Source organism: Corallococcus sp. 4LFB, from assembly GCF_046520365.1.
Classification (GTDB): Bacteria; Myxococcota; Myxococcia; order Myxococcales; family Myxococcaceae; genus Corallococcus; species Corallococcus caeni.
Genome location: NZ_JBKGHJ010000185.1, coordinates 1 through 14,986, shown reverse-complemented (window position 1 = coordinate 14,986; position 14,986 = coordinate 1). Strand labels below are relative to the sequence as shown.

Below are 14,986 nucleotides of genomic sequence, written 5' to 3'. Positions count from 1 at the left end.
AGACGCGGCCGGGGGCACCGCGCGCACGTCCACCGTGACGCCCAGCTCACGGGCCAGCTCGGGGAGCGCCTTCAGGGACTCCCCCACCCGGGCGCCGTCCGGCAGGCGCACCCACAGGGCCAGGGTGAGCAGGCCCTGCACCACCCCCTGCTCCACGTCGAGCAGCTCCGCGCCCGCGTCCGCGAGCAGGCCGGTGAGGCGGGCGGTGGTGTCGGGGCCGTCCCTGCCGGTGACGGTCAGGAGGACGCTGTCGGAGGGGCGCGTGTGCATGGGCGCGCCGCAGTCTGACAGGTCCACGCGGGCACGGGCGAGCCTCGCGAAGAGGCCCGCCTGCCCGCTGGCAACCCGCTACTCCTGCGTCGGATCCGACGACACGATGAGCGAGCCGCGGTCCAGGTACTCGCGCTCCGGGAAGGCCTTGTAGAAGTCCTCCAGCATCGCGTCCACGTCCGGGTAGCGCTGCTCGCGCTTGTCCTGCGTGGCCTTGTCGAAGAGCTGATCCAACCCGCTGGGCGCCTCCGGGTTGACCTCCGAGGGCAGCGGCGAGCGGCGGCCCGGAATCTGCCCGGTGAACATCTCGTAGAGCAGGATGCCCAGGCCGTACACGTCCGCGGACGGGCCGGGCTCCTTGGCGCCCCGGTTCATCAGCTCCGGCGCCATGTACACCATGCCGCCCGTGCCCACGAACACCTGGGGCATGCCCTTGGTGGCGTCCACCTCCACCACGCGGCTCATGCCGAAGTCCGCGAGCTTCGCGTTGCCGTACGCGTCGAAGAGGACGTTCTCCGGCTTGATGTTGTGGTGGGTGAGCCCCGCGGCGTGCGCGGCCCGCAGGCCGTACGCCAGCTGCAGGAAGGTGCGCAGCGCGTGCGGCACCTCAATGCCCTTGCCGCCCGCGGCCTCCAGCCGCTCCTTCAGGCTGCCGCGCATCAGCTCCACCACGAAGTAGGGCCGCGCCGAGTCCACGTTCTGGTCGAGGATCTGCACCACGCCCGGGTGGCGCACCTGCGCCTGCGCGCACAGCTCCTTCTTCAGGCGCTTGAGGACCTCACCGCGCTGCAGGAAGGAGAAGTAGCCGAAGATGTCCTTCAGCTCCTTGATGCAGATGTCCAGGCCCAGGGCGTTGTAGCGGCCCTTGAAGACCGTGCCCAGCGGCCCCGTGCCAATGGGGTCGAACTTCTGGTAGCGCAGGTCCAGGTCGCTGGCGCCCTTCGCGGCGGCAGCGGCGGCGGCATTGGGGACCGGGGCCGCGGGAGCAGGGGTCGTGGCGGGAGGGGGCATCGGAGCGGGCGCGGCGGAGAGCGGAGGGGTGATGATGAGCGGCTGGGACGCGCTGGGGACGGGCGCGGTCACCACGATGGGCTGGGGAACCGGCGCGGGCGTCGGCGGCAGCCCGATGAAGGTCTCCCGGCGTCCTTCCGCCGGGCCCTCCTGGCGCGACGCCGGCTGCGGCTGTGGCGTCGCGATGGCGGCCGGCTGCGCGGGCTGCATCTGCGTCGCGGCCTGCGACAGGTCCAACGCCGGCATCGCCACGCGGTGCGTGCGCGACGGCGGCACGGGCGGCGGCCCTCCCTGGGCCTGGGCGGAGGACGCGTCCACCTCCGCCTCGTCCAGGAGCAGCTCCGGCGGCGGCGGCGGGACGCTCATCGGCTCGTCCTCGTCCAGCGGACGGCCGATGTGCGTGGCGTCCTCCGCCGGGAGGAGCTGATCCGCGAAGAAGTCGTCGACCTCCGACGCGAAGCGGTCCTGCAGGTCCCCCTCCACCACCCGCTCGCCCTGTTCGGTGAGCTTGAGCTGGGCCTCGCGGTCCATGGCGATGTAGTGGAACTTGCGCAGGAAGAAGAAGTAGTTGTCGAACTCCAGCGAGACGGACGGCTCGAGGGCGGCCTTCACGTCGGCCAGCTTGTTCGAGCGTCCCAGGCGGCCGTTCTCCCGCAGATTCTGCAGGATGAGCAGCGCCTCGCCACTGACGGTGTCACGATGGATGGCCGGCTTCGTCATGGGTGCGCCGGACTCTACGCGGCACCCGCCCGGCGCTTCAACGTCTGGTGTATCGAACAAGCCCGGGGAAGCCCGGGGAAGTGCCCGGCAAGCGCCCGCGCCCTACCGGATGCGCAGCAGCTGCTTCACCGTCTCCAGCACTTCCACGAACCGCACCGGCTTGCGCAGGTAGATGTCCACCCCCAGCTGCATCGCCCGGTCCTGGGCCTCCTTGCCGCCCGCGGAGATGGCGATGACCGGGATGCCCTTGAGCTCCTCCTCCTCCCGGATGCGCTCCACCAGGGCGAAGCCGTCCATCACCGGCATGTAGAGGTCCAGCATCACCAGGCTGAAGCGGTCCTCGCGCAGCCGCAAGAGGGCGTGGTGCCCGTCCGGCGCGAAGTGGACCTCCAGCGGCACCTTGCCGTGCAGGTCGTTGCTCGCGAGCTTCTTCAGCACGTAGCTGTACATCTCGATGATGTGGGGGTTGTCCTCGACGATGAGCACACGGTACCCGTCCTGCTCCGAAGGGGTCACCGCGCTGTCGTTGGGTCCCGCCGAACTCAAGATGTCACCCAGTCGCCGCCGGTCCTGCTCGCGCTCCACACGGATGCCCACGCCGCCCGGCTGATCGGGCGCGGCGATGCGCACCCACGCCACCGTCCCCGCGACTTCTACCGGATCCAGCAGCCCCGGGAAAGAAAGAGCAAGTCGAAGCTCGTCCCCCACCGCGAAGAGCTGCTCGGTCTGGACGAAGAAGCCTCCGGCGGAGAGGTTTTCCGTCACGTCCCGCAGTGGACGCCCATGCGGGTAGTCCACCCGGAGGACGGTGGGGACACGAGGGTGCTGCCGCTGGTCCGCAGGGTCCGGGCTCATAACAAGGGGTTGAAATCGCTCGGAAATTTGCTGATGGCGGTCCAGTCTACCGCCGAGGGTTTATGTTGACAACGAAGCCATTGCGGCAATACGTACGGCCCGCCATGGCGGAGCCCCTGTTCACTCCTGAAGAGCAGAAGAAGTTCGACGCGGGGATCGCGGAAATCCTCTCGCACTACCCCCCTGATCGCAAAAGCGCCGGCATGCTTCCCGCGCTGCGCCTGCTGCAGGACCTCAAGGGGTGGTTGCCTCCTGAAGGTCTTCGGCTGGTGGCGAAGAACCTGGAGGTCACGCCGGAGCGCGCCTATGAGGTCGCCAGCTTCTACGTGATGTACCACCTCAAGAAGCCGGGCAAGTACGTCATCGACGTCTGCACGAACCTCTCCTGCTCCCTCTGGGGCGCGGAGAAGATGCTCGCGTACCTGGAGCAGAAGCTGGGCCTGACCGCCGGGGAGACGAACGACAAGTTCACCCTGCGTGAGACGGAGTGCCTGGCGTCCTGCGGGACGGCGCCCTGCCTGCAGATCAACGAGGATCACCACGAGCGCCTGACCCAGGCGAAGCTGGACGCCATCCTGGCCCGGCTGTCGTGAGTCGCCCCTCCTCCCCTTCGCTTTCCTAGGACGTTCATCCATGGCCTCTACGGCAAAGGCGGTCGAACCCGTCATCTCGGCGGCCTGGGGCAAGCCCCAGTCCTGGACCCTCGACAGCTACCGGTCGCGCGGTGGCTATGACGGGCTCAAGCGCGCGCTCTCCATGGAGCCCGCCGCCATCATCGACGAGGTGAAGAAGTCCAACCTGCGCGGCCGCGGCGGCGCGGGCTTCCCCACGGGCATGAAGTGGAGCTTCGTCCCCAAGGACAGCCCCAAGCCCAAGTACCTGGCCGTCAACGGCGACGAGTCCGAGCCGGGCACCTTCAAGGACCGCTACATCCTGGAGAACGACCCGCACATGATGCTGGAGGGCATCGCCATCGCGTCGTACGCGCTGGGCGTGCACACCTGCTACGTGTACCTGCGCGGCGAGTTCAAGTTCCAGGCGGAGCGCACCCAGGCGGCCATTGATGAAGCCTACAAGGCCGGCATCTTCGGCAAGTCGCTGATGGGCAAGGAGGGCTTCGCGCTCGACTGCTACGTCGTCCGCGGCGCGGGCGCATACATCTGCGGCGAGGAGACGGCGCTGCTGGAGTCCCTGGAGGGCAAGAAGGGCTGGCCCCGCTTGAAGCCCCCCTTCCCCGCGGTGGTGGGCCTGTTCGGCAGCCCCACGGTGGTGAACAACGTGGAGACGCTCGCCAGCGTGCCGCCCATCCTGGCCAAGGGCGCGGAGTGGTACGCGAAGCTGGGCACGGAGAAGTCCGGCGGCACGCACCTGGTCTGCCTGTCCGGCTCCGTGAACCGCCCCGGCGTCTACGAGGTGGGGATGCACACCACCATCCTGGAGCTGATCCACGACGACCAGTACGGCCAGGGCATGCCCAAGGGCCGCAAGGTCAAGGCGGTCATCCCGGGCGGCTCCTCCGCGCCGGTGCTGGGCGCGGACGAGCTGGACGTGGCGCTGGAGTTCGAGGCGCTGAAGATGAAGCAGACGATGGCCGGCTCCGGCGGCGTCATCGTGATGGACGACGCCACCTGCATGGTGCGCAGCCTCTGGCGCGTGGCCCGCTTCTACGCGGAAGAGTCCTGCGGCCAGTGCACGCCGTGCCGCGAGGGCACGCCCTGGCAGACGCGCCTCTTGCGCAAGATCGAGGAAGGCCGCGCGGAAATGAGCGACATCGACATGCTGTCGAACGTCGCGTCCTCCATCGCGCCCTACCCCCCCATCGGCCTGGGCAACACCATCTGCGCGCTGGGTGACGCGGCGGCGCTGCCCACGCACTCCTTCCTCATGCGGTTCCGGGACGAGTTCGAGGCTCACGTGCGGGAGCATCGCTGCCCGTTCGGTGACCACCCCTGGGGTTCCTTCGGAGACTGGTCTTGAACATCGAATTGGTCCTCTTCGGCGTCTTCGCCGTCATGACGCTGGTGTCGGCGGGGCTGGTCATCACCGCGCGCAGCCCCATCAACTCCGCCATGGCCCTGGTGTCGACGTTCTTCTTCCTGGCCGGCATCTACGTGCTGCTCTGGGCGCACACGGTCGCCGTCATGCAGGTGCTCGTGTACGCGGGCGCCATCATGGTGCTCTTCCTCTTCGTCATCATGCTGCTCAACCTGGGGGACGCGCCCCACCGCGGCAAGCCCACGGTGACGCGCCTGCTGGGCGGCGCCTCCGCGCTGGGCCTGCTGGCGGTGCTGGGAGTGACGCTGGGCCGCGTGGACGCGCAGCCCGCGCGGCTGGATGCGCAGGCCCAGGCGGCGTTCGGCACCATGGCGGCCATCGGCCAGTCCATCTTCACCACCTGGCTGCTGCCGTTCGAAGCGGTCAGCCTGCTCCTGCTGGTGGCCATGGTGGGCGCGGTGGTGGTGGCCAAGTCCCGCATCTGACCTTCAGCGCCCCTCAGGACAACCCAATGGTCCCCATCACCTACTACCTCCTGCTGGCCGCGGCCCTCTTCTGCATGGGCATGTTCGGCGTGCTGGTGCGTACCAACGCGCTGGTCGTCTTCATGTGCGTGGAGCTGATGCTCAACGCGGTCAACCTCACGTTCCTGGCCTTCGCGCGCATGCACGGCAACGGCATCGGGCACGTGTCCGCCTTCTTCGTCATCGCCGTGGCGGCCGCGGAAGCGGCCATCGGTCTGGCCATCGTCATCGCGGTCTTCCGCAGTCGCGGCTCCGTGAACGTCGACGACATCCGGACGATGAAGCACTAACGCCCCGTCACCCCTGAGCCCATCCATGGACGGAATCGTCGAATTCTTCAGAACGGCACCCATCCCTCCGGAGGTGTTCGCACCCTCCCTGGGGCTGATCATCCTGCTGCCGCTTTTGGGCGCGTTCGTGTGCGGCGTGTTCGGCAAGTGGCTGGGCCGGGCCAACGTGCACCTGGTGGCGTGCTCCGCCATCGCCGGCGCCTTCGTGCTGAGCGTGCTGGCCTTCTGGGCCACCAGCGACGCGGCGGGCGGGCGCGTGGTGAGCATGGCCAACCCGTTCGGCATCGAGCGGGACACCATCCGCTACGCCATCGCGCACGACTACGGGACGTGGTTCGCCGCGGGTGACTTCCGGGTGAACTTCGGCCTGCTGGTGGACCACCTGTCGGGCATCCTGCTGCTCATCATCACGGGCGTGGGCTTCCTCATCCACCTGTACTCCACCAGCTACATGGAGCACGACGACGGGTACTGGCGCTTCTTCGCGTACCTGAACCTCTTCGTCGCCGCGATGCTCACGCTGGTGATGGCCGACAACCTGGTCCTGCTCTTCGTGGGCTGGGAGGGCGTCGGCATGGCCAGCTACCTGCTCATCGGCTTCTGGTACACGGACGGCGCGAAGGCGTGGGCGGGCCGCAAGGCGTTCGTCACCAACCGCATCGGTGACTTCGCGTTCCTCATCGCCACGTTCCTGCTCATCCTCACGGTGGGCGCCTTCAACCGCCAGGCGGACGCGCGCGACTACAACGCCGCGGGCAGCAGCCGGGCGCGCTACGAGCAGGGCATCTCCCAGAAGGGCCCCGTCACCTTCAAGGGCCTGGAGAAGCTGGCCCTGGCCCTGCCGGAGGGCACGGGCGGCGCGGTGTCCCTGGCCACGCCCATCGAGTCCGGGCCGCTGTCCGGCTACACCTTCGGCGGCGTGATGACGTCCATCATGCTGCTCTTCCTCCTGGGCGCCGCGGGCAAGAGCGCGCAGCTGCCGCTCTACGTCTGGCTGCCGGACGCGATGGCCGGCCCGACGCCGGTGTCCGCGCTCATCCACGCCGCCACCATGGTGACCGCGGGCGTGTACCTCTTCTGCCGCATGAGCGCGCTGCTGGTGCTCTCCCCCACCGCCATGGCGACCATCGCCATCGTGGGCGCGCTCACGTCGCTCCTGGCGGCGCTCATCGCGTTCGCGCAGGACGACATCAAGAAGGTGCTCGCCTACTCCACGGTGTCCCAGCTGGGCATCATGTTCATGGGCGTGGGCATGGGCGTCTTCTGGGCGGCCGCCATGCACCTGATGACGCACGCGTTCTTCAAGGCCTGCCTCTTCCTGGGCGCCGGCAGCGTGATGCACGGCAACGGGGACGAGACGGACATCAAGAAGCTGGGCGGCCTGTGGAAGGAGATGAAGGTGACGCACGCCACGTTCCTCATCTCCACGCTGGCCATCACCGGCATCTTCCCCATCATGTCCGGCTTCTTCTCCAAGGACGCCATCTTCCACGGCGTGCACCACAACCACCTGCACGGCCTGGAGTGGGTGTCCGGCTTCGTCTACGTGCTGGGCCTGCTCATCACCGCGGCCACGGCGTTCTACATGTCGCGCGTCTACCTGCTCACCTTCACGGGCAGGCGGTCCCCGGAGGCGAAGCTGGCGCACGCGCATGAGAGCGCGTGGCACATGACGCTGCCGCTGGTCATCCTGGCGTTCCTGGCCTTCATCACGTTCGTCTACGCCCTGCCCCTGATGCCCCGCACGGGCGGCGGGACGCAGCCGGTGTTCGAGAACTTCCTGTCCCCCGTGCTGCGCCCGGCGGAGACGGTGGCCCGCGTGGCGGAGACGGTGAAGCTGGACACCAGTACGCCGAAGGTCGGGGACTACGCCTTCGCGTGGCTGTGGGCGCTGCTGGGCGGCGGGGCGGCGGCGTTCGCCTACCTGAAGTTCTTCCCCTCGCGGGTGGGGCAGCCCGTGCCGGCGTTCGCGCGCGCGGTGCGCCGCACGGCGCAGAACAAGTTCTACGTGGATGAGCTCTACGAGTTCATCCTCATCCGGCCGGTGAAGTTCACGGCCTTCATCCTCTTCCGCGTGGTGGACGCGCTCGTCATCGACACGGTGCTGGTGCGAGGCACCGCGTACGTCACGGAGAAGGTGGGCCTCGGGTTGCGCCGGCTCCAGACGGGTGACGCGCAGGCCTACGCCGCCATCATGGCGCTCGCCATCCTGGGCGGCGCGGTCTACGCCCTCCTGCAGGTGCTTTCATGAGCTTCTTCGACAACCACCTGTTGAACGTCGTCATCTACCTGCCGCTCGTCTTCGCGGCGCTGGTGCTGATGCTCCCCGCCAGTGAGCACGGGCAGGTCCGCGCCATCACGTTCGTGGGCATGCTGCTGGACCTGGTGTTCGGCGTCTGGGCGTACTTCCGCTTCGAGCCCTCCGGCTCGGAGTTCCAGATGGAGTTCCGCGTCCCGTGGTTCCAGCAGTTCGGGATGAGCTACCACCTGGGCGTGGACGGCCTGGCCGTGAGCCTGCTGCTCCTGACGGTGTTCCTGGGCCCGCTGGTGGTGCTCGCCTCCAGCACGTACATCCAGCACCGCGTCAAGGAGTTCCACCTGGCGCTGCTGGTGCTCCAGACGACGATGCTGGGCGCGCTGGCGTCCATGGACGTCCTGCTCTTCTACATCTTCTTCGAGGCCATGCTCATCCCCATGTACCTGATGGTGGGCGTGTGGGGCGCCGAGGACCGGCGCATGGCGGCGGTGAAGTTCTTCCTCTACACGCTGGTGGGCTCGCTGCTGATGCTGGTGGCCATCGTGGCCGTGTACTTCATCAGCGGCCCCCCGGGGACGCGCTCCTTCGACTACGGGCAGCTCTACAACAACCTGCTCGCCGCCAATCAGCAGCTGGCCGCGTGCGCCAGCGGGCCGGAGGGCGCGTGCGCGTCGCTCACGGGCCTGGCCGCCACGCTGCACACCTACGGGCCGTGGATGTTCGCCGCGTTCGCGCTGGCGTTCGCCATCAAGGTCCCCATGTGGCCGGTGCACACCTGGTTGCCGGACGCGCACGTTCAGGCGCCGGTGGCGGGCTCCATGATTCTGGCCGGCGTGATGCTGAAGATGGGCACCTACGGCTTCTGGCGCTTCGCGATCCCGCTCTTCCCCGTGGCGGCCCACGCGGCCCGCCCGTTCCTCGCGGTGCTGGCCGTCATCGGCATCGTGTACGGCGCGCTGATGTGCCTGGCGCAGCGGGACATCAAGAAGCTCATCGCGTACTCGTCCGTCAGCCACCTGGGCTACTGCATGCTGGGCCTGCTCGCCGTCACGGGTGAGGGCGCCACGGGCAGCGCGTACCAGATGCTCAACCACGGCATCTCCACGGGCGCGCTGTTCCTCCTGTTCGGCTTCCTCTACGAGCGCCGCCACACGCGCCTGATGTCGGACTACGGCGGCATCGCCAAGGTGATGCCGGTGTTCACCGCGGCGTTCGTCATCATCACGTTCTCGTCGGTGGCGGTGCCGGGCACCAACGGCTTCATCGGCGAGTTCCTGGTGCTGATGGGCACGTTCAAGAGCAGCCTGCCCCTGGGCTTCGGCGCGTTCGCCACGCTGGGCGTCATCCTGGGCGCGGCGTACATGCTGTGGATGGTGCAGAAGGTGTTCTTCGGCAGCATCACGCACCGGGAGAACCAGCACCTGCGCGACATGAACCTGCGCGAGATGCTCACCACGGCCCCCTTCATCGTGCTGGTGGCGGTGATGGGCCTGATGCCGCAGCCCTTCCTGGACCGCATCGCTCCGTCCACGGACCGCTACGTGGCGCGCGCCAGCGTGGGCGCTCCGGGCGCCACCCAGGCGAAGGACGACCAGCTGCGCGTGGAGGTGATGTCGCTGCCCTCCACCGCGGCCGTGGCCCGCCCCTCCGTTCCCGCCGCGCCGCTCGCCGTTCGCGAATAGGCCCCGAAAGACTCCATGAACCTGCCAAATATCACCCTGGCGGAATTCCTCCCCATGCTGCCCGCCATCATCATGGTGGTGGCGGCCTCCGTCCTGCTGTTGTCGGAGGTGTTCCTCTCCGCGACGGCGTCCCGCGGCTACCAGGCGGTGCTCACCGTCGTGGCGGCGGTGGCCAGCGGCGCCGTGGCCGTGGGCCTGATGTTCGAGCCGCCGCGCGAGGTGTTCCTCGGCTTCGGCGTGCTGGACCCCTTCTCCAGCTTCCTCACCCTGGTGGTGAGCGTGGGCCTGGGGCTGGCGGCGCTGAGCGCGGTGGGCTTCCTGCGCCGGCGCGGCGCGGAGCGCGGTGAGTTCTACGCGCTGATGCTCTTCGCCTCCGCGGGCATGAGCCTGCTGGCGATGTCGTCCGAGTTCATCACCATCTTCGTCAACATCGAGGTGCTCTCCATCGCGACGTACGCGCTGACGGCGTACCTGCGCCGCGGCACGCGCCCCAGCGAGGCGGGCTTCAAGTACTTCATCCTGGGCGCCTTCTCCTCCGCCATCCTGCTGTACGGCACGGCGCTCTTGTACGGCGCCACGGGCACCACGAAGCTCAACGACATGGCCGGCCCGCTGCAGCAGGCGCTGTCCACGTCCCCGGCGCTCGTCTACGTGGGCGCGGTGCTCATCGCCGCGGGCTTCGCGTTCAAGGTGGCGGCCGTGCCGTTCCACATGTGGACGCCGGACGTGTACGAGGGCGCCCCCACCCCGGTGACGGCGCTGATGAGCGCGGGCGTGAAGGCGGCGGCGTTCGCGTCGCTGGTGCGCGTGTTCGTCACGGTGGGCAAGGGCATGGACCCCAAGCTGCCGCTGATGCTCTTCGCCACGCTGGCGCTGCTCACGATGGTGGCCGGCAACCTGATGGCGATTCCCCAGCGCAACGTGAAGCGCATGCTGGCGTACTCCTCCATCGCGCACGCGGGCTACCTGCTGCTGGGCGTGGCGGCGCTGTTCGTCGCGGCCCCGGGCGAGCACTTCCGCCTGCTGTCCGCGTCCTCGCTGTCCGGTGGCACGCCGCTGGACGTGGCGCGCTCGGACGCGCTGCGCGGCATCCTGTACTACCTGCTGGCGTACACCTTCAGCGCGGCGGGCGCCTTCGCCATGGTCTCCGCGCTGGAGCGCCGCGAGGACGAGGAGAAGGGAACCGCGTGGGACCTGGAGCGCTTCGCGGGCCTCGCGCAGCGCCGGCCGGGCTGGGCCTTCGCCATGGCGGCCTTCATGCTGTCCCTGGGCGGCATCCCCCCCACCGTGGGCTTCATGAGCAAGCTGCTCATCTTCCAGGCCGCCATCGACGTGGGCCTCGTGGGCCTCACGGTGGTCGCGGTGCTCAGCAGCGCGGCGGGCGCGTATTACTACCTGCGCGTCGTCGTCTACATGTTCATGCACCCCATCCCCGAGGGCGCCCAGCCGCTGGAGCGCAACTGGGGCACGGAGGCCGCGCTCGTCATCGCCACCGTCGCCGTGGTGCTGCTGGGCATCCTCCCCGGCCACGTCACCGACTGGCTCGCCCAGGCCGGCACGCTGTTCGGCCAGTAGCCGCTCCGCCGCCGGCTCGCGGCACCCGACGCCCGCCTCGGCCCTTTGGCCCTGGCGGGCGTTGTCGTTGCGGGGCATGGCTCACGGCGTCACGGCCGTGGGTGCATTGCAGAAGTGAAATGGCTCCGCGCCGCGTCATGCGGGGCGGCTTCAACGCGGCGGACGCGGCGGGGAGCGGAAAAGAAGGCGGCCCGGCACCCGTGAGGGTGTCGGGCCGCGGGTCTTCTCAAGGTGACACACCGGAAGTGCTGAAAGGGTGGGGGGGAACCACTTTCAGCCTCGCTTCGATGCGTCCCGACGTGAGCTTTAGCAGGTGCCGTGCCAGCGCTCGCGCGGGACGAAACTCCAGGGTTTTCAGGCACTTGGGCGACAGGGCAACGGTTTTGCCCCCACCCTCCCCCATTGCAGGCCTGAAATCACGTTTCATGGATGAAAACATCCAACGAATTCAGGCGGTTGGTTTTTTCATCCCTGAACGGGGGCGATTTCGGATCTGAAGTCGCACCGGGAGGCCGTGGGGGATTTACCGGGAGGCTATTCGCGGGCGCCGCGGGGGGCCGGAGGTTGAGCCGCTTCATCTTCCGCCAGAGCGTGGTGGAGGAGACGCCCAGCTCGTCCGCCACGCTGGCCAGGTCCACCCCGTGGCGCTCCAGGGCCTGGACGATGGCGCGGCGCTCCGCGTCCTCCACCACCTCCGCCAGCGTGGGCCCCGTGGCCTCCGCGCCGCTGGGGCGCGGGGCGTCGCTGGGCGGCAGGCCCGCGGCTTCAGCGGAGGTGGCGGCCGGGAGCACGCGGCCCTGGGGGCGCAGCGGGAAGTCCTCGGGGGCCAGCTCGTCCCCTTCCGCGAGCGCGGCGGCTTGCTCCACCAGGTTCTCCAGCTCGCGCACGTTGCCGGGGAAGCGGTACGTCATCAGGTGCGCCACGGCGGACTCGGACAGGCGCCGGGTCCGGGGGCTGCGGGCGTTGGCGCGATCCAGGAAGTGCTGCGCCAGCGCGGGCACGTCCTCCAGGCGCTCGCGCAGCGGGGGCACGCGCAGCATCACCACGTTGAGGCGGTAGTAGAGGTCCTGGCGGAAGCGCTTCTCCTTCACCTCCAGCTCGATGTCGCGGTTGGTGGCCGCGGCGATGCGGACGTCCACGCGCAGCGCGGTGGACTCGCCCACGCGGCGCACCTCGCCGTCCTGGAGCGTGCGCAGGAGCTTGGACTGGAAGGTGGGGCTCGTCTCCGTCACCTCGTCGATGAAGAGGGTGCCGTTGTCCGCTTCCTCGAAGAGGCCCCGGCGCGCCTTCACCGCGCCGGTGAAGGCGCCCTTGGCGTGGCCGAAGAGCTCGCTCTCCAGCAGCGTTTCGCTGATGGCCGCGCAGTTGACGGGCACGAAGGGCTGCCTGCTGCGCCGGCTGTGCGCGTGGAGGGCGCGGGCCACCAGCTCCTTGCCCGTGCCGCTCTCCCCCTGGATGAGGACGGTGGCGTCGCTCTGCGCGACGCGCACCAGGCGCGTGGTGAGCTCGCGCATCGCCGGGCTGCGGCCCACCAGCGCGGACAGGCCGTGGCGCTCCGCGAACTCCGTGGCGAAGCTGTCCACCGCGGACTGGAGCTTGGCGCGCTCCAGGGCGCGCTCCACGCGGTAGCGCAGCTCGCCTTCCTTGAAGGGCTTGGTGACGTAGTCGTACGCCCCCAGGCGCATGGCCTCCACCGCGCTCTCGATGGAGCCGAAGGCCGTCATCACGATGACCTGGAGGCGCGGGGCGACCTCCAGCGCGCGCCGCAGCAGCGTGAGCCCGTCCATGGGCTCCATCTTCAGGTCCGTGAGGAGCAGGTCCACGCGCCCCTTCGCGAGCACGTCCAGGGCCTCCTCGCCGGTGGCGGATTCGGAGACGTCGTAGCCCGCCTGCTTCAGGAGCAGCGCGGTGGTGGCGCGCATGTTGCGCTGGTCGTCCACCACGAGGATGCGGCCTCGGGGAACCGGGGTGGTGGCGTCGGTCATGAGAGGGACTGGGGCTGCGTGAGCGGCAGCCAGAAGGTGAAGGTGGTTCCGCGTCCGGGGGCGCTCTCCACGGCGATTTCACCGCGGTGCTCCTCCAGGATGCGCTTCACCACCGCCAGCCCCAGGCCGGTGCCCTGGGCCTTGGTGGTGAAGAAGGGTTCGAAGACGCGGTGGAGCAGCTCCGCCGGGATGCCCGGCCCCTGGTCCATCACGTCGATGCGCAGCTGCTCGCGGCCGCCGTGGGTGTCCCGGCGCGCGTGCACCCGGACCTCGCCCCCCTGGGGCATGGCCTGGATGGCGTTGACGGCCACGTTGAACAGGGCCTGGCGGATCTGCCGCCGGTCCATGGGCACCGTGGTGAGGCCGGGCTCCACCTCCACGTGGACGTGCGCCGGGCGCTCCGTGGAGGCCTGGGCCCGCGCGGCCTCCAGGGCGTCCTGGAGCACGCGCAGCAGGTCCTCCGGCTGGAGCACCGGGTTGCGCGGGCGGGTGAAGTCCAGGAGGTCGGCCACCATCCGGTTCAGGCGGTCGCTCTCCTCCGCGACGATGTCCAGCAACATCGCCGTGTCCCCGGTGGGATTCATGATGCGCCGGAGCGTGGCCACCGCGTTGAAGATGACGCCCAGGGGGTTGCGCACCTCGTGGGCGACGATGGCGGACAGCTCGCCCAGCGCGGCGAAGCGCTCGCGCTTCACCATCTCCGCGCGGGTGGCGGCCAGCTCCGCGTAGCTGGCCCACAGGGATTCGTAGAGGCGCGCGTTGGCGATGGACAGCGCCAGCTGGCCGCACGTCGCCTCCGCCAGTTCAATCAGCTCCGGGCCGAAGGGGCGCGGGCCGCGCACGTCGTCCACCAGCACCACGCCGATGAGCTCCTCGCGCGAGGTGAGCGGCAGGCCCAGCAGGGCCTTCTCCCCCAGCCGGTCGATGAGCACGGCGCTGACGGAGACGCTCGCCGACGTCAGGTCCTCCACCGCGATGGGCTTGCGCTCCAGCGCCACGCGCGCGGCCAAATCGTCGCTGTCGAGCGGCACCACCACCGTGCGGAACAGGTCGCGGTGGGCCGCCGACGCCGCCGCGCCCCGCAGCACCTTCGCCTGTTCGTCGTAGAGCAGGATGAAGCAGTTGGACACGTCCAAGAGGTGCACCAGGAAGTCGGACGCGACGTCCAGGATGCTCGCCGTCTCCAGCACGCCCGACGTGGTGCGCGCCAGGTCCAGCAAGAGGCGCGACTCCGTGAGCTGGCGCGCGGACTCCGCCCTCAGGCGGCGCTGCTCCAGCAGCGTCACCAGCAGCTCCGCCAGCGTGGACAAGAGCCGCGCGTCGCGCTCGTCGAAGGGGCGCTCCTTCGCGCGCAGCGCCTGCACCACGCCCACGCACTCACCGCCCCGGGTGAGCCGCGCCGCCGTCCCGCTGCCGAAGCGGCCCTGGGACAGCGTCTCCAGCGCGCGCCCCTGCGCCTCCGACGACAGCACGCCTCCGTCCTCCCGCAGCGACGAGGCCAGGAGCACGCCGGTGGCCCGGGCCGCGTCCCCCGCCGTCACGCTCCCCTCCTCCAGCCCCACGTGGGCGGCCAGCCGGGGCGCCTGTTCCCGTCCAGAGGTGACGTGCAGCGCCACCGCGCGCGCCTGGAGCAGCTCCGCCACGCGCGCGAGGAACGTCTCCGGCGACGGGGGCACGGGCTGCGCCACGAAGCGCGCCATCTCCGCCACCGCCTCCACCTCCCAGCGGCTGCGCGCGCCGTCCGCCTGGAGGTGCGCGTCCGCGAGCGCCGCGCCCACCACCTTCGCGAACAGCGTCAGCACCGAGCCGTGCCGGGCGCCAC

12 protein-coding genes are annotated in these 14,986 nt (G+C 69.7%); 7 read left to right on the top strand and 5 right to left on the bottom strand.

All coding sequences use genetic code 11. The annotated features are described in order from the left end of the window. The 3 genes from ACLEQD_RS20665 to ACLEQD_RS20655 form a co-directional block, all read right to left on the bottom strand. Positions 1–270: ACT domain-containing protein (locus tag ACLEQD_RS20665; protein WP_410386003.1), on the bottom strand; the 270-nt coding region annotated here is incomplete at its 3' end. 78 nt (positions 271–348) lie between these two features. Next, positions 349–2,001, bottom strand: coding sequence for a serine/threonine-protein kinase (locus ACLEQD_RS20660; protein WP_410386002.1), 1,653 nt, complete (start codon positions 1,999–2,001; stop codon positions 349–351). A 102-nt stretch (positions 2,002–2,103) separates the two neighbouring features. Beyond that, a complete protein-coding gene (locus tag ACLEQD_RS20655; protein WP_410386001.1) occupies positions 2,104–2,856 on the bottom strand; it encodes a TIGR02266 family protein in 753 nt (250 codons plus the stop codon). A gap of 104 nt (positions 2,857–2,960) precedes the next feature. Here ACLEQD_RS20655 and nuoE point away from each other — a divergent pair, with 104 nt between their 5' ends. The 7 genes from nuoE to ACLEQD_RS20620 are packed head-to-tail and all read left to right on the top strand — an operon-like array spanning position 2,961 to position 11,179. Beyond that, positions 2,961–3,449 (top strand): NADH-quinone oxidoreductase subunit NuoE, encoded by a 489-nt coding sequence (nuoE, locus tag ACLEQD_RS20650; protein ID WP_410386000.1) that lies wholly within the window; start codon positions 2,961–2,963, stop codon positions 3,447–3,449. Between the two features lie 40 nt (positions 3,450–3,489). After that, entirely contained in the window at positions 3,490–4,833 is a 1,344-nt protein-coding gene (gene nuoF / locus ACLEQD_RS20645; protein WP_410385999.1) for an NADH-quinone oxidoreductase subunit NuoF, read from the top strand. After that, positions 4,830–5,336 (top strand): NADH-quinone oxidoreductase subunit J, encoded by a 507-nt coding sequence (locus ACLEQD_RS20640; protein WP_410385998.1) that lies wholly within the window; start codon positions 4,830–4,832, stop codon positions 5,334–5,336. Before nuoF ends, ACLEQD_RS20640 begins: the two co-directional genes overlap by 4 nt. Before the next feature lie 26 nt (positions 5,337–5,362). Further along, complete coding sequence (gene nuoK, locus ACLEQD_RS20635) at positions 5,363–5,665, top strand: NADH-quinone oxidoreductase subunit NuoK (RefSeq protein ID WP_410385997.1); 303 nt, start codon at positions 5,363–5,365, stop codon at positions 5,663–5,665. Positions 5,666–5,690: 25 nt separating this feature from the next. Then, positions 5,691–7,916 carry an NADH-quinone oxidoreductase subunit L gene (gene nuoL / locus ACLEQD_RS20630; RefSeq protein WP_410385996.1) on the top strand — a complete coding sequence of 742 codons (2,226 nt, stop codon included), beginning with the start codon at positions 5,691–5,693 and terminating at the stop codon, positions 7,914–7,916. After that, on the top strand, positions 7,913–9,604 hold the full coding sequence (locus ACLEQD_RS20625; RefSeq protein WP_410385995.1) for a complex I subunit 4 family protein: 1,692 nt from the start codon (positions 7,913–7,915) through the stop codon (positions 9,602–9,604). The genes nuoL and ACLEQD_RS20625 overlap by 4 nt, the downstream gene beginning before the upstream one ends. A gap of 15 nt (positions 9,605–9,619) precedes the next feature. Then, positions 9,620–11,179, top strand: coding sequence for an NADH-quinone oxidoreductase subunit N (locus ACLEQD_RS20620; RefSeq protein WP_410385994.1), 1,560 nt, complete (start codon positions 9,620–9,622; stop codon positions 11,177–11,179). Between the two features lie 416 nt (positions 11,180–11,595). Here ACLEQD_RS20620 and ACLEQD_RS20615 read toward each other — a convergent pair whose 3' ends face one another. Then, complete coding sequence (locus ACLEQD_RS20615) at positions 11,596–13,164, bottom strand: sigma-54-dependent transcriptional regulator (protein WP_410385993.1); 1,569 nt, start codon at positions 13,162–13,164, stop codon at positions 11,596–11,598. Beyond that, positions 13,161–14,986 (bottom strand): ATP-binding protein (locus ACLEQD_RS20610; protein WP_410385992.1); only part of this gene is annotated, 1,826 nt, incomplete at its 5' end. The genes ACLEQD_RS20610 and ACLEQD_RS20615, both read right to left, overlap by 4 nt.

Excerpts from the sequence above, each read along its gene's own strand:
- ACLEQD_RS20660 (WP_410386002.1), bottom strand. The coding sequence starts at position 2,001 with ATGACGAAGCCGGCCATCCATCGTGACACCGTCAGTGGCGAGGCGCTG.
- ACLEQD_RS20655 (WP_410386001.1), bottom strand. The coding sequence starts at position 2,856 with ATGAGCCCGGACCCTGCGGACCAGCGGCAGCACCCTCGTGTCCCCACC.
- nuoE (WP_410386000.1), top strand. The coding sequence starts at position 2,961 with ATGGCGGAGCCCCTGTTCACTCCTGAAGAGCAGAAGAAGTTCGACGCG.
- nuoF (WP_410385999.1), top strand. The coding sequence starts at position 3,490 with ATGGCCTCTACGGCAAAGGCGGTCGAACCCGTCATCTCGGCGGCCTGG.
- nuoK (WP_410385997.1), top strand. The coding sequence starts at position 5,363 with ATGGTCCCCATCACCTACTACCTCCTGCTGGCCGCGGCCCTCTTCTGC.
- nuoL (WP_410385996.1), top strand. The coding sequence starts at position 5,691 with ATGGACGGAATCGTCGAATTCTTCAGAACGGCACCCATCCCTCCGGAG.
- ACLEQD_RS20625 (WP_410385995.1), top strand. The coding sequence starts at position 7,913 with ATGAGCTTCTTCGACAACCACCTGTTGAACGTCGTCATCTACCTGCCG.
- ACLEQD_RS20620 (WP_410385994.1), top strand. The coding sequence starts at position 9,620 with ATGAACCTGCCAAATATCACCCTGGCGGAATTCCTCCCCATGCTGCCC.
- ACLEQD_RS20615 (WP_410385993.1), bottom strand. The coding sequence starts at position 13,164 with ATGACCGACGCCACCACCCCGGTTCCCCGAGGCCGCATCCTCGTGGTG.